The following is a 14,076-nucleotide window of genomic DNA, read 5'->3' on the forward strand; positions in this document are numbered from 1 at the left end:
CCTACGGCAGTTCAGGGTATGGTCGGGACATTCCTTCTGCCGGGCCAGCCGATCCACGACAACGAAGGCTGGACCGATGAGGAATACAGCGCTGCGCGATGCCGGGGAAAAGGTCAGCGTCACGACCCGCCGCTTTTCCCGACCGCGCTGCGCGACGATGCCAATCCGGTGATGCGCCGGCACAGGTTCATGGAGAAGATCCTCGCCGAAGGTCCAGCCCCTAGATCAGCCCCGACCGGGTGATCCCCAGCAGCCCCCCCTGGCGCAGGGTCGCCACGGGATAGCCGTCGCTGCGCATCAGATCGAGCGAAAAGCCCGGCTCGACCTTCTTCAGCGCCTGCAGGGCGGCCAGGGCGCCGGCTTCGTCGTGGCGCTGGTATCGCAGGGCTGCCAGGAACCGCAGCGAGGGGCGGTTTTCCGGGGCGAACTGCTGGACGGCGTCGAACCGCTGCTCGGCCTCGTCGAAGCGGCCCAGGCGGATCAGGGCGATGCCCATGCGCATCTGCAAGGGAACGGGGTTCAGGACCGACAGCGCCTCGGCCAAGCCGGCCTGGGCTTCGCGATGCGCTTCATTGTGGCGGCCCAGATCGGTCAGGGCTTGGGAATAGGCGCTCCGCGCCACGAAGTTGCGCGGGTCTATCCTGACCGCCTGTTGCGCCAGCCAGAAGCTGACCTGGGCATGGTCCAGATAGCCTTCGACCACCGATCCCACCGCCAGGGCGGTCGCGCTGCAGGGATCGGCCTCGCGCGCCCTTGTGGCAAGTTCCCGGGCTTCCTGGATGCAGCCTTGCGGATCGGGCACCAGCCGTTCGAAGACCTGTGTTGTCAGCACCCAGGCCCGCAATGCCATGGTCAGGGACGGACTGACGCGGTCGTCCATGGTCTTCAACGCTTGTTCGGCCCGGTGCAACCGCGCGTCGTTGTAGCTGAACACATCGGCAAGGGACACGCCAAGCGCCGCGTCGATCGTGCGCACCGCGTCCAGCACGCGCATGACACCCACGCAGATCCGGGCGGTGCAGTCGTTCATCGAGGCGGCCAGGTCGTCTGCGTCCAGAACGAACCTGTGCGACCAGAACAACCGGCTGCTGGGCCGGTGGCTCAGCTTGACCAGCAGATGGAAGCCCTTGCCCATGCGGGTGGCCACCGCGGACAGGACGATCGCCGATTGCCCCGGATCGGCCCTGTCCGGCATGGCGACCAGGGGAACCAGATCGCAGGCCCGCCCTGCGGCCTCGCCCAGGATCATGGCCGCGATCACGGCGGTTTCGCTGTCGCCCGCCACCGGCTCGGCCGTCAGCAGGACCGGCAGCGGCGACGCCTCGGGCGCGGACGGGGCGACCGTCTGTTCGGCGTGCATCCGGGCGTCGCGCAGCCAATCCTCGAACTCGGGGTCGGGAATGTCCAGGTCGGCGGCGAATTCGGGCATCTGCCCGTCCGGGCCGGGCCGCGCGGTCATGTCCAGCCGCACCATCGTGCCGTCCAGGCCCACCCATCCCGGCCCGCTGACCAGGGCGTCGCGGGCATCCCCCAGGCCGATGCGGATTTCGCGCAAGACCTGGCGCAGGCTGGCATTGGCGTGGTCGGGTTCGCGCGTGCTGAACAGCAGATCCTGCAACCGCGCGCGCAGCACCCGCATGGCCACGGCGCTGCCCATCACCGCCAAGGCCCCACGCGCCCGCATCCCGCGCGGCGTCAGCCGGAGGTTTCCCGGCCCGATCAGTTCGACCGGCCCCATAAGGCGAAGCGTCAGCGGCTGCATCGAAGAAAAGCGTAGGAGAAATCCAAGGTCGTTGTTACGCTTTACCTTACGGCAAAGATACAGGGTTTTCGATTCATGTTGGTTCATGAGGTTGAGCAATGTCCCTGCTGAACGCCCAGAATGCGCAAAATGCCCAGAATGCCCAGAACGCCCAGGCATCTGGCGGGGCGGGGGCGTCCGACCTGATGGCTGCCGCCCTGATGCGGACCCGCGACGCCATTGTCGGCACCGAAACCATCGCCCCCCAGGCGGGACAGGACGCCACGCTGGACGCGGCCGAGCGGCTGCGGCGGATGGAGCCTGCGTTCCGCCGCGCCGTCCTGCTGTCCGAACTGCTGGAGGACATCGCCTTCCAGGTCGAGGATTATCCCCAAAAGCGCGCCACCGCACGCGCGGTCACGGTGCTGCGGCGCAAGGCGGGCGAGGGCGCGGCGGACCACGCGCCCCTGGCCCGGATCACCCGCCCCGAGGCCGCGGATCTGGGCGGTGCCGCGCCCCTGGTCATGGCCTATGCCGAACTGCGCGCCGACCGCCTGGCCGAGATCCTGGCCCAGCGCGAAGACCTGATCCCGTTTTTCGCCAGCATCCTGCCGATCACCCCGGCCCGCGCCCCCGCCGTGATCGAGATGCTGGAAACCGGGCTGGACCTTGTCACGCCGGTGGTGATGCGGGTCAAGATCGCGCTTGGCTGCCCCCGGCCCTCGCAGTTCAGCCCGCTGATCCAGCCGATGATCCCCGAACCGGGGCATCCCACCCTGCCCAGCGGCCATGCCACGCAGATGTTCACGATGGCGGCCATGCTGTCGCAGCTGACGGGGGCGGGCGATCCCCTGGTCAGCGACAGCCAGCTTTACCGCCTGGCCTGCCGCATCGCGATCAACCGGACGGTGGCGGGCGTGCATTTCCCCGCCGACAGCGCGGCGGGCGCGGTGCTGGGCATCCAGCTGGGGCGCTATCTGATGGCGCGGGGGCAGGGCGGCACGGTCGGCTCGGCCAGCTTCGACGGCACGGCCTTCGGCAGCGCGAACCAGCCGCGCGACTTTCACCATGGCGTCCTGGACCAGATGGCGCGGGGCGCGGATCCCTCGACCGCGTTTCCCGGTGACGCGGCGGCGGTGCGTCCGGCGCCCTTGTGGCAGTCGCTGGTCGGGCGCGCGGCCCAGGAATGGCAGACACGATGGAGCTGACATCCGATCCCGAAAAGCCCGACGCCGACAAGCCGCGTTCCGGCTGGTCCGCCCCCAAGGCGGCCTATGCGCAGTTCCGCCCGGGATTGTCGCCCTATCTGCACTATATCCACGACCTGCGCGTCAGCCGGAACCAGGTTCCCGCGCCTCCGGACCATGGCCCCGACGCGGGCGCCGAGCTGCCCTGGCAGCTTGAACAGGCGCTGCGCGACCTGATCGAGCAGAGCTTCCGATGATGGCGCTGGCCAACAGGATCGTCACCGCCTTCGAGGATTTCGTGGAGGATCCGGCAGGCGTGCTGTCGGACGACGCGATCAACCCCCCCGGCCGCCGCAGCATGGCGGGCGAGAACGACCTGACCGATCCGGCGCTGGCTTATCTGTCCGACAGCGCCCTGCCCGATCCGGGCCAGGGCTGCATCATCGGGGTCATCGACGACGCGGTGCCCTTTGTCCACCGGCGGTTCACCCTGGCGGGCCCCGTCAGCCGCATGGCCTCGGTCTGGATGCAGGATGCGCGGTTCCGGCCGGGAATGGGCGCCGATCTGCCATCGGGCGCGGAATGGCGCGGGGCGGAACTGTCGGCGCTGCTGGCCGGGGCGGGGCCCGGAGGCGAGGATGCGATCTATCGCCTGACAGGCGCCGTGGACCTGACGCGCCCCGGCCCGCCCTCGGGCGCGTTCGAGGCGGGGCACGGCGCGGCGGTGGCCCCGCTGGCCGCGGGCTTCGATCCCGCCGATCCGCAGGCCCGCAACCATCCGGTGATCGCCGTCTGCCTGCCGCCCCGGATCATCGCCGATTCCATGGGTGTCTTGGCCCCGGTGCCGATCCTGGCGGGGATGCTGTTCATCATCCACCGCGCCCGGCGCTTGTGCCGCTTCATCGAGGCACGGCGCGGCCTGCCGCGCGGCAGGGTCCGCCTGCCGGTGGTCATCAACCTCAGCCTGGGGCTGACGGCGGGGCCGCGCGACGGATCGACGCTTCTGGAACGCTTCATGGATGCGGTCTCGGCCATGGAGGAGGCGGATCTGGGGCCGGTTCACTTCGTGCTGCCCATGGGCAATCACCGCCAGGGCCGGCTGCGCGCCAGGCTGCGGCCGGGCCAGTCCATCGGCTGGCGCCTGCCCCCCGACGACACCACCATCAACGCCATCGAAATCTGGGGCCCGCCCCACGACCATCCCCCCCGGGGCGAGCTGCAGGTGACCCTGACGCCGCCGGGCCAGCCGCCCGCGACCACCGCCTTTACGCGGCCCTGGCAGTTCTCGGTCCTGTCCGACGGTCAGGGAATGCCCCTGGCGCGCGCCTATTACACGCCGCATCTGCTGCCCGACGGGCGCTGGCGCGACGGCATCGCGGTGATCGCCACCCCCACTTGCCCCGAACGCCTGGGCGAGCCCTTCGCGCCCCCCGGCGAATGGCGGGTCGGGATCGCGGGCGACGGGAACGCCCCTTGCGACGTGACGGCGCAGCGCGACGAGGTGATCCGCGGCTTTCGCCGGGGCGCCCGGCAAAGCTGGTTCCACGATCCCGCCTATCGCAGCCATGATGCGTCGGGCTTTCCGATCCTGACGGACGAACAGAACGGCGGCGATCCCCTGGTGATCCGCAGGGGCACGGTCAACAGCTATGCGACCGGCACGCGGACGCTGCGGGCGGGGGCGGTCTATCGGCGCACCGAACACACGGCGGCCTATGGGGCGCTGCTGGACGACGGGCAGCCGGGCGACTGCCTGGCGCCGGTGGATCTCAGCGCCAACAACGGTGCGATGATCGTCTGCGGGCGCAACAGCGGCAGCTTTGCGCGGGCGGCGGGCACCTCGCTTGCGGCGCCGCAGCTGACGCGCTGGCTGGCCGGGCGGCTGTCGGGCGGGGCGGTCCTGGACGGGCGGCAGGCGATCCGCGACCAGGCCCCGCAGGGGGCGGGACCGCAGGACCAGCCGCCGGTCCTGCCGCTGGCCGCGCCCTTCCCGGAATTCTAGCGCCCGCCCGCCTTTTTCACGAAAGCGGCACGCCCGGATTCACGCCCGTTTCACGGCCCGGGTCCATGGTGATTCCATTGCAAGCGATCATCGGTCGCACGGGATGACGGCTTACAAGGCAGCAAAGGGGAAGACGGACATGCCGGGTGACACAATTCCGAATTTCAACAACGTGCTTGCCGCGCTTCAGCTTCTGGGCGGTGGACCGGGGGGTGTGCAGAATGTACCGGTCCACGACATGCACCAGGATCCAGGGACGGCAACAAGCGGGCGGTCAGGGGGCGGCGCTCCTCCCGCTGATCCCGACCGCCCAAACTGGGCCGCGTTCCGCCGGCTCGAGCAGGAAAACCAGCTTCTGACCGACCATGTCGAGATGCTGGCCTGCGCCCTGGGTGCCTGCCCCAATTGCTGGGGCAACATCGAGGATTGCGAAGACTGCGGAGGCATCGGGCGTCCCGGTGCCTTCGCCCCCGATCGCCGCTGTTTCGACCATTATGTCCTGCCGGTCATCGTCCGCGTGATGGGACGCCCCGGCCTCTGCGACGATCCCGTGTCCCGCCCCGGCGATTACCGGGGCCGGGACGACCCGCCGGGTTCCCAGGCGTAACCAGTGCTGCTTCTGCCTGCGGGTGTTTGGCGGATGGTCTTCAGGCCATCCGCCAAATCCGTTCAGAACAACGGATCCAGCGCAAAGGGATCGGCGGGCGCGGTGGTGGCGATGGTGCGGCCCGGTCCCGACAGCGTGGCGATCTGGCGCGCCAGGATGGCGATGGCCTGGGACGCCGCCGCGGCCGATGCCCCGGGCCCCGTCCCCCCCATCGGCACGGCGATGTCGAAGCTGCGGGCGTGGTTCGCGCCGCCGCTGCCCTCGTCCGACACGAAATAGCGGCCCGACAGGCGATAGGTGCCGTTCGACTGGGCCAGGGCCTTTTCCACCCGCACCTCAAGCCGGCGCTGCGGCGGCTCGGCCAAGGGCCAGGGTTCGCCGATCACGGTGGCACCGGATGCGTCGGATATCGCGCGTGCCAGGGCCAGGGTAAAGGCGCGCTGCGGGCTGTCGGCCCACAGGTTCTTCGGGCTGGACCGCACCGCGCCGTCTTCCGTCTGGAAGGCGACCTCTTGTCCCGATGCGTATTCGGGCAGGGACACGTCCTTCAGTTCCGCGCTGCCCAGGCGGTTGGGCACCTGTTCGCCCGCAGGCGGGTCGATCAGGTAGCGCGCGGTCTTTTCCGGGCTGGAACAGGCGGACAGTCCCAGAAGGCCAAGGCAGGCAAGGGCAAGGGGCAGGTGGCGGGGCAGGGTCATGTCATCGTCCCAGAATGAAGGCGCGGGGGTTGCGTTCGATCAGCCGGGCCAGCGACCCGAAGGCCTCGGTCGCGCGGCGCAGTTCGCGCAGCATGTTGACGGCCTCGGTGTTGAAGGCCGAACGGTCGCCATAGGAGGCCAGGACCGAATCGGCCCGCGCGGCGGTGGCTTCCAGCCGCCCGATCAGCTGCGGCAGGCGCTGGACAGAGGCGGCCACCTGGTCGGCGGCGGTGCTGGCGCTGTCCAGGGCGTCGTTCAGGCTGCCTACCGCGCCGCCGTCGCGCAGGTCGTTCAGCAGGCCCGATGCGGCCTCCAGCGTGTCGGACAGGTTGCGGGGCAGCTGTTCGGCATCCTCGCTGCCCAGCATGGCGCGCAGGTCGGCCAGGATGCCTTCGGCCTGGGCGCTGATTTCCGAGAAGTTGAACTCCTCGACCGCGGCGGCGGCGGCGTCGATGCTGTCCACCATCTCGGGGGCGTCGGCGGCGGCCAGCTTGACCGCCTCGGCGGCGGCGGCGGCCTCGTCGACCAGGCGGGCGAGGTTGGCGGCGGTGTCGGCCTCGCGCAACTCGCGCGCCATGCCGCCGATGTCGGTGGCGGCCCCCCGGGCCTGGTCCAGCGTCTGGCGCAGGCTTTCGGGGATGGCGCGCGTATCCTCGGAACTGGCAATGGCGGTGACGCTGTTCATCATGTCGGTGGCCGACCGCAGCACCTCCTCCAGCGGCAGGTTGCCGATGCGCGACAGGAAGCCCTGGGCGCTGGCCGTGAAATCCTCCAGATCGCCGGGGACCGAGGGGATGATCGGGTTCGGCTGGGCGCCGGTGTCGATCAGGGCGGGCGCGGCGTCGGGGATATCGACCAGCTCGACCATCAGCGAGGTGCCCAGGAAGCCTGCGCTGGCCACGCGCGCGCGCAGGCCGTCGGCCACGGCCTCTTGCAGGAAGGCCAGGGCGTCCTCGGGCGTGGCCTCGGCAGGCAGCCCCAGCCGGAAGGGAGAGATCGCCATGGTCACGACCTGGCGGATCTTGTCCGTTTCCTGATCGGCCGTGACCGCCAGGTCCGTGACCTGGCCCACGCGCAGGCCCTGGAACTGCACGTCGGCGCCCTTTTCCAGCCCGCGCAGGGAATCGTCGATCAGCATGGCGATGCGCAAGGGCTCGGCATTGTCGCTGGCCAGGATGTCGTTGCGGGCCGTGTCCTCGTCGGGTTGCAGGGCAAAGACATGGCCCGGCTCGACCGGCTGGCCGCCGCTGACCAGCGTGTCGAAGGCCACGCCCCCTTGCAGCACGGATGACAGCGAGTTCACGTTCAGCGACACGCCCGAGGCGCCCAGCGACAGCGAAAAGCCCGAGGTGTCCCAGAAGACCGTGGCCGTGGTCAGCCGCTTGTCATGGGGCGCCTCGATGAAGGCGTCGGCGATGACCTGGTCCTCGGTGTCGGCCAGGCGCAGGTTTTCCATGCGGCCCACCTGCACGCCGCGATACAGCACCGGCGCGCCTTCGCCGATGCCGTCGGCATTCTCCATCGCCAGGGTGACCCAGGTGCCGGGCGTGTCGCTGCGCACCAGGGGCGGGCGTTCCTGGCCCACGAAGCGGTCCTGCGGCGCGGATACCGTGGCGTCCCAATAGCCCTCGATGAAGGATCCGGTCAGCACGGTGTCCAGCCGCGTCACCCCCTGGGCCGTGACCTGGGGGCGGACGATCCAGAAGGCCGCGTCGCTGTCGATATAGGGGGCCACGTCCTTGTCCACGCGGATCCTGACCACGACGCGGGACAGATCGGCGGTGAAGCTGACCCCCTCGACCTGGCCCACGGTGATCTCGCGGAAGCGCAGGGCGGTTTCGCCCGGGGTGACGCCGGTGGCATCCGTGAATTCAACCTCGATCACCTCGCCCCGGCCCGCATAGGCGTTCCAGGCGATGCCCAGCGTCACCACCAGGGCGATGATCGGCACCAGCCAGATGATGTTGATCCCGGCCTGGGCCGCGCGCACGGCGGTCTTTCGCGCGGGACTTGCCGGTCTCGGCGGCGGCGGCTGATCGGTCATGGTCTGCTTAGTCCTGCCCCGTGTCGTCCGTCCGGCTGCGCAGCGGCAACCCGCGCCAGATCAGTCTTGGATCAAAGCTTTGCGCGGAAAGCATGGTGAAGGCAACAGACAGCGCGAAGGACACGGCGGCAGGCCCCGGATGGATGGATGCCACAAAGCCCAGTTGCACCAGCGCCGACAGGATCGCCACCACGAACACGTCGATCATCGACCAGCGGCCGATGAATTCCACCACCTCATAGATCTTCAGCCGCGTTTGGGCCTGATCGACCGTGGCGGGCTTGCCCGCGACCCGCGCCAGCCAGGCGATCGACAGGAACTTGGCGATCGGCACGATCACGGACGCGACAAAGACAATGATGGCGATGTCGTAGTTGCCGTAATGGATCAGCTCGACCACGCCTTCCAGGATGGTGGCCTCGGTGCTGCCTTGCAGCCCGGCGAAGGTCTGGGTGCGCATCATCGGGAACAGGTTGGCGGGGACATACATGATCAGGCCCGCCAGCCACCAGGCCCAGACCTTTTGCAGGCCCCGCCGGTCGGGGGGCACCAGATCCGCGCCGCAGCGGTCGCAGGTTTCCCGGTCCACGGGCCAGACGCGGCCGCAGGATCGGCAGCCGACCAGGCCTGCGCGATGCGCGGTCAGGACGGGCTGGTCAGGCGTCATCGCGCAGGGCCCCGCGCGGTTTCGCGCCCGTCGGTGGGCAGGCCCGCATCCTCGATGGCGTCCCAGATGGTCGTCTGGCACATGAACCCGCGCGAGGCGAGGTTGACCAGGATCAGCGCGCAAAAGGCCCAGAAGGCGGGCCCCAGATGGACCGTGGCAAGCCCCGCCACCTTGACCAGGGCGACCGCGGTGCCGATCACGAAAATCTCGGCCATGGACCAGGGGCGCAGTTCCTCGGACCAGCGGAAGGCCATTGCTGCGTGGCGATAGGGGGCGCGGCCCTGGGCCAGGGGGGCCAGCGTATAGACCAGAAGGAAGGACCGCAGCACCGGCAGGCCCACGATCATCGCCATCACCGCCAGCACCAGCGGCAGCAGCACCCCGTCGGCAAAGGCCATGGCCACGCCGAACAGCGATGTCGCGTTGCCAAAGCCCATACGAGAGATTTCCAGGAACGGAAAGAACACCGCCCCCATCATCAGCACCATCGACGTGAAGGCCAGCGCGATCAGCTGGCCAAAGGCCCCGCCCCGGGGCTTGGCCAAGACGCCCCCGCAGCGGATGCAGCGCGCGGTTTCGCCGGGTTCCAGCTCCTCCTCGACATGCAGGGCGTCGCAGCGCGGGCAGGCCATCAGCCCCCGGCCAGTCGTCAGATCAAAGCTGCCCTGCGCATCCATGGCTTGCAAGATAAGGACCGCGCCCGCCCGCGCAAGCGGCATCGTGGCCGATGCGGTCATTCAATGCCGCGCCCCGGGACGCGCCGCCGAGGTCAGCACGACATTGCGCGCCTCGGCCAGGGTGCGGGATTCGTCGATGGCGAAATGCAGGCGCAAGACGAAGCTGTTGCCTTCCACCCCTGCCGTGGCCTCTCCCTCCAGCTGGGTGGTGAAGGCCTCGATCAACTGGCTGCCAAGGCCCGTCCCCTCGGACTGGGGAGAGTCCTTGCCGATGGAATTGGCGACCTCCAGAAGGCCCCGGCCGGGCGCGACGGTCGCCAGGTCCACCCTGACCCATGGCGCATCCTCGCCCGGCGCGGTGCCCGCGTATTTCAGCGCATTGGTAAAGGCCTCGGTCGCCAGAAGCGACAAGGGCACCGCCTGGTCGGGCAGCAGGATCAGGGTCTCGATGTTCTTCTCGATCCGCAGGGGGCTGCCCGGCTCGACCGAGGCGCTGACCATCTGGTTGATGATGTCGCAGATCAGCCGCCCGGCCTCGACCGCGTCCAGGTGTTCGGCCTGGTAGAGGTTGCGATAGATCGTCGCCAGCGCCGCCACCCGGTCCTGGACGGACCGCAGCACGCGCTTGGCGTCGGGGTCGTCGATCACCCGGCTTTGCATGTTGATGATGGACGCGATCAATTGCAGGTTGTTCTTGACCCGGTGATGGACCTCTTTCAGCAGGACGGTCTTTTCGGCGACGGCTTCCTCCATCGCTTCCTCGTCGCGGATCAGGATGCGGGCCATGTTGTGGAAAGTCTGGCTGACATCGCAGATCTCGGTCGGCGCGTCGGTCAGGACCGGGGGCGGTTCGCTGCGGTTGCCGATGGCGAAGCGGCGCATCTGGCCGCGCAGCACGGTGATGTGGCGCAACACCATGCGGAACACCGCGAAATAGGCCACCGCCAGCGATACCAGCCACAGGGCCATGGGGATCGTCACCGCGCCAAAGCGCGACAACTGGAACAGCCCGACGCCCGCCGTCTTGGGCGACCAACTGCCAAGCGCGTAAACTAGCCCCGGGATGGCGGGCACGACGGTGAACATGCGCATCTGGCCGTTGCCGGCGCGGGCGCGGAAGGTCGTCTCGCTCCGCGACAGCAGGCTGACCAGCTCGACGTTCTGGGGCAGGATGTCCGCGACGCTGGTCTGGGCGTCGGTGTCCGAGGTCAGGATCTCGCCCTGCTGGTTGAAGGTCACGATCCGCGCGCCGTCGCCGCCGAAGCTGATGTTGTGGGTGGACCGCAGCAATTCGTTGGTCAGCGACAAGCCGATATATCCCAGCAGCTGGCTGTCGCGATACAAGGGCTGCATCACCAGCACCACCGGGCGGCGGCTGACCGTGCCCCGGTCGATGGCGGTGATGCGGATGCCCGGCTGGGACATGAAGGTCCGGTAACCCTCGGACCGGCTCAGATCCAGGAGGCCGCCCCCGCTTGCCGAATTGCAGGTGCTGATCCCGTCCAGGGGCACGAAGCCCGCGAAGACATAGGTGGCGCTGCGTTCGATGAAGTTGCGCATCAGGTCCGAACAGACCTCGGGGCGCTCCAGGGCCTCCAGCACGGCGGGGCCCAGGGCGTCCGCCGATCCGAGCGCGCTTTGCAACAGCGCCCGTTCCCCCGCCGCGGTCGAGGCGGTGCGGCCCAGAAGCGCGATTTCCACCCCGCGCTCGGCCTCGGCCACCAGGTTGAAGTTCTGGATCAGCGAGATCAGGCCCAGGGGCAGGATGGCCACGGACAGCAAGGCGCCCAGCCGGAAGCCCAGCTTGCGGGAAAAATCCAGACGGTCGCTGATCCGCCGGAACACCGGCGGTCCCTAGCGGGCGATGGTGTGGCTGGACGCCATCACGGCCAGGGTCGCCTGATCGGTCATGTCCAGTTCCTCACCGCTTTCCAGATGCAGCAACTCGGCCAGCTTGCGGCGCCCGCGATTGGCCCGCGACTTGACGGTGCCGATGGCCACGCCCGTCATGTCGGCCGCTTCCTCGTAGGAAAAGCCCGATGCGCCCACCAGGATCAGCGCCTCGCGCTGTTCGTCGGGAAGCTGGGCGAAGGCCACGCGGAAATCCTTCATCGCCAGGCGCCCGTCATGTTCGGGGCGCGTCGCCTGGCGGGCGGCGTGGATGCCGTCGCTGTCGCTGACCTCGCGCTTGGTCTTGCGGCGGGCCGAATAGAAGGTGTTGCGCAGGATCGTGAACAGCCAGGCGCGCAGGTTGGTGCCCGCCTGGAACTTGTCCATGTTGGTCCAGGCCTTGACGATGGTGTCCTGCACCAGGTCGTCGGCGGCCGCCCCTTCGCGCGTCAGCGACAAGGCAAAGGCGCGCAGGGCCGGCAGATGGTCCACCAGCTGGTCGCGCGGATCCGTCGTCGCGGATTTCTTCATAGTCTCACCGTCCACCGTCGCGTCGTCGCGTTTGCAAGGAAGTCACTTCTGCTCGCGCAGTTGTTCGAGAAGCGCCAGGAAACGGTCGGGGATCTGCTCGGTCACGTCCTGTTCGTAGACGCGGCGCAGATTCTCGTCTATCTGCTTCTCGACTGCCGCCTTGCGACGATCATCTCGCTTCGATGTCATTACTTTGTTAGTCCCGGAAATCTTGTGCGCACGTCCACCAACCTGTAGGGGTTGGGATAGGTTCCGCGCAATATGCGAAATGCGAAGGATGAGAGATATGTCGTCAGCCGATCTGGCCCAATCCATCGGGCGCGAGCTGCCCTATCTGCGGCGCTATGCGCGCGCGCTGACCGGCAGCCAGCGCGCCGGTGACAATTATGCCGCCGCTACCCTGGAAGCCATCCTGTCGGACCGCTCGATCCTGCAAGGGGAGGACGACACCCGGATCGGGCTGTTCCGCACCTTCCACGCGATCTGGCAAAGTTCCGGCCAGCCGGTCGATGAAACCGACCGCACCGCCCGAGAGATGCGCGCCCAGGACCACCTGCGCGGCCTGACCGCCAATTCCCGCGAAGCCCTGCTGCTGCGCACCATCGAGGAGCTGCGCTTCGACCAGATCGGCCGCGTGATGCAGATCGACGCCGCCGAGGCCGAGGAACTGGTGGGCATCGCCCTGGCCGAGATGAGCGCGTCCATGCGCGGCAAGGTCATGGTGATCGAGGACGAGATGATCATCGCCATGGACCTGAAAGGCATCGTCCAGGCCATGGGCCACGAGGTCACGGGCGTGGCCCGCACCCATTCCGCCGCCATCGAACTGGCCGCGCAAAGCCGCCCCGACCTGATCCTGGCCGACATCCAGCTGGCCGACGGATCCTCGGGCATCGACGCGGTGAACGAGCTTCTGCGCGACCTGGGCGACATCCCGGTGATCTTCATCACCGCCTTCCCCGAACGCCTGCTGACCGGCGAGCGGCCGGAGCCGGCCTTCCTGATCTCGAAACCCTACAACGAGGAACAGGTGCGCTCGGCCGTCAGCCAGGCGATGTTCTTTTCCTCGACCGAGGGGCTGGACGCGGCGTAAGGCCCGCGCCCGCGCGACAGGACAGGGCGGCGGGTCATTCCGCCGCCTTTCTGATGCCTTCGACCAGCGATGCGCGGGCCTCGCGCGCGGCGCGGACGCGGCGGCGGCGGGCGATCTCGACATTGATCAGCGCGCCCAGCAAGACCGAAAAGCCCGCCAGGTAGAACCACATCAGCAGCGCCACCACCGTGCCGATGGACCCGTAGATCCGGTTGTAGCTGTTGAAGCTGCTGAGATAGGCGGAAAAGGCGACCGAGGCCACGGCCCACAGCACGGCGGCGAAAAAGGCACCCCAGGTAAAGACCGGCGTGCGCGGCGTCTTCACGTTGGGGCCATAACGGTACAGGATGCCGATCCCCAGGATCACGATCAGGAACATCGCCCCCCAGGGCAGCCCCGCGACCAGCCAGCCGCGCACCTGTTCGAAGACCTGGAAATTCAGCAGGATCGGCACAAGGACGATGGTCGCCAGCCCCGCCAGCGAGATGCCCACGATGGCCAGCGTCAGCGCATAGGCCAGCACGAAGCTGAAGACCGTCGAATGGGACCGCACGCCATAGGCGGCGTTCAGGCCCCCCACCACCGCCTCGACCCCCGCGCGGGCGGCGATGGTCGCCACCATGAAGGACACGAAAGAGGTCCAGCCGACCGAGGTCCGCCCCGCCGAGGTCAGCGACAGCACCTGCGCGTCGATCAGGTCCGCCGCCCCCTCGGGCAGGAATTCATGCGCCACGTCCAGATAGGTATTGATGACAGTGGGGTCGAACCACAGGCTCCACAGCGCGACAATGGCGGCCAGGGCCGGAAAGACCGCGAACATGGCGTAGAAGGCCACGCCTGCCGCGATCAGGCCCATGTGAATCTTGTCCATGCGTTCCAGAACCGCCGCCACAAAGGCCCAGATCTCGCGCAGGAGGGTCAGCATCGCACATTCGCCCT

At 68.6% G+C, this 14,076-nt stretch carries 15 protein-coding genes; 6 read left to right on the top strand and 9 right to left on the bottom strand.

Annotated features, from left to right (window positions below):
- Positions 1–18: 18 nt before the first annotated feature.
- The gene (locus JX613_RS07280; protein ID WP_207100795.1) at positions 19–243 is read left to right on the top strand and encodes a hypothetical protein; all 225 of its coding nucleotides are present in this window, start codon (positions 19–21) and stop codon (positions 241–243) included.
- On the opposite strand, the gene JX613_RS07285 is transcribed toward JX613_RS07280, so the two are convergent.
- Positions 221–1,762, bottom strand: a complete 1,542-nt coding sequence (locus JX613_RS07285; RefSeq protein WP_207100796.1) for an SARP family transcriptional regulator — start codon at positions 1,760–1,762, stop codon at positions 221–223. The genes JX613_RS07280 and JX613_RS07285 overlap by 23 nt on opposite strands.
- 98 nt (positions 1,763–1,860) lie before the next feature.
- Here JX613_RS07285 and JX613_RS07290 point away from each other — a divergent pair, with 98 nt between their 5' ends.
- From JX613_RS07290 to JX613_RS07305, 4 genes are all read left to right on the top strand, one after another.
- On the top strand, positions 1,861–2,949 hold the full coding sequence (locus JX613_RS07290; protein WP_207100797.1) for a phosphatase PAP2 family protein: 1,089 nt from the start codon (positions 1,861–1,863) through the stop codon (positions 2,947–2,949).
- On the top strand, positions 2,928–3,185 hold the full coding sequence (locus tag JX613_RS07295) for a hypothetical protein (protein ID WP_207100798.1): 258 nt from the start codon (positions 2,928–2,930) through the stop codon (positions 3,183–3,185). Before JX613_RS07290 ends, JX613_RS07295 begins: the two co-directional genes overlap by 22 nt.
- Positions 3,182–4,930, top strand: coding sequence for a S8/S53 family peptidase (locus tag JX613_RS07300; protein ID WP_207100799.1), 1,749 nt, complete (start codon positions 3,182–3,184; stop codon positions 4,928–4,930). The genes JX613_RS07295 and JX613_RS07300 overlap by 4 nt, the downstream gene beginning before the upstream one ends.
- Positions 4,931–5,069: 139 nt before the next feature.
- A complete protein-coding gene (locus JX613_RS07305) occupies positions 5,070–5,537 on the top strand; it encodes a hypothetical protein (RefSeq protein WP_207100800.1) in 468 nt (155 codons plus the stop codon).
- Positions 5,538–5,599: 62 nt separating this feature from the next.
- Here JX613_RS07305 and JX613_RS07310 read toward each other — a convergent pair whose 3' ends face one another.
- Genes JX613_RS07310 through JX613_RS07340 form a run of 7 tightly spaced genes read right to left on the bottom strand, consistent with a single transcriptional unit; the run spans position 5,600 to position 12,233 of the window.
- Positions 5,600–6,235 carry a PqiC family protein gene (locus JX613_RS07310; protein ID WP_207100801.1) on the bottom strand — a complete coding sequence of 212 codons (636 nt, stop codon included), beginning with the start codon at positions 6,233–6,235 and terminating at the stop codon, positions 5,600–5,602.
- 1 nt (position 6,236) lies between these two features.
- A complete protein-coding gene (locus JX613_RS07315; RefSeq protein ID WP_207100802.1) occupies positions 6,237–8,279 on the bottom strand; it encodes a PqiB family protein in 2,043 nt (680 codons plus the stop codon).
- A 7-nt stretch (positions 8,280–8,286) separates the two neighbouring features.
- Complete coding sequence (locus JX613_RS07320; RefSeq protein ID WP_207100803.1) at positions 8,287–8,946, bottom strand: paraquat-inducible protein A; 660 nt, start codon at positions 8,944–8,946, stop codon at positions 8,287–8,289.
- Positions 8,943–9,623 (bottom strand): paraquat-inducible protein A, encoded by a 681-nt coding sequence (locus tag JX613_RS07325; RefSeq protein WP_207100804.1) that lies wholly within the window; start codon positions 9,621–9,623, stop codon positions 8,943–8,945. Before JX613_RS07325 ends, JX613_RS07320 begins: the two co-directional genes overlap by 4 nt.
- Positions 9,624–9,683: 60 nt before the next feature.
- Positions 9,684–11,468 carry a histidine kinase dimerization/phosphoacceptor domain -containing protein gene (locus JX613_RS07330; protein WP_207100805.1) on the bottom strand — a complete coding sequence of 595 codons (1,785 nt, stop codon included), beginning with the start codon at positions 11,466–11,468 and terminating at the stop codon, positions 9,684–9,686.
- 9 nt (positions 11,469–11,477) lie between these two features.
- Complete coding sequence (locus tag JX613_RS07335) at positions 11,478–12,044, bottom strand: RNA polymerase sigma factor (RefSeq protein ID WP_207100843.1); 567 nt, start codon at positions 12,042–12,044, stop codon at positions 11,478–11,480.
- A 42-nt stretch (positions 12,045–12,086) separates the two neighbouring features.
- On the bottom strand, positions 12,087–12,233 hold the full coding sequence (locus JX613_RS07340; RefSeq protein ID WP_207100806.1) for a NepR family anti-sigma factor: 147 nt from the start codon (positions 12,231–12,233) through the stop codon (positions 12,087–12,089).
- Positions 12,234–12,330: 97 nt separating this feature from the next.
- Here JX613_RS07340 and JX613_RS07345 point away from each other — a divergent pair, with 97 nt between their 5' ends.
- On the top strand, positions 12,331–13,137 hold the full coding sequence (locus tag JX613_RS07345; protein ID WP_207100807.1) for a response regulator: 807 nt from the start codon (positions 12,331–12,333) through the stop codon (positions 13,135–13,137).
- 34 nt (positions 13,138–13,171) lie between these two features.
- On the opposite strand, the gene JX613_RS07350 is transcribed toward JX613_RS07345, so the two are convergent.
- A complete protein-coding gene (locus JX613_RS07350) occupies positions 13,172–14,062 on the bottom strand; it encodes a YihY/virulence factor BrkB family protein (protein ID WP_207100808.1) in 891 nt (296 codons plus the stop codon).
- Positions 14,063–14,076 lie beyond the last annotated feature (14 nt).

Origin of the sequence: Paracoccus shandongensis, from assembly GCF_017315735.1 — a bacterium.
GTDB lineage: Bacteria > Pseudomonadota > Alphaproteobacteria > Rhodobacterales > Rhodobacteraceae > Paracoccus > Paracoccus shandongensis.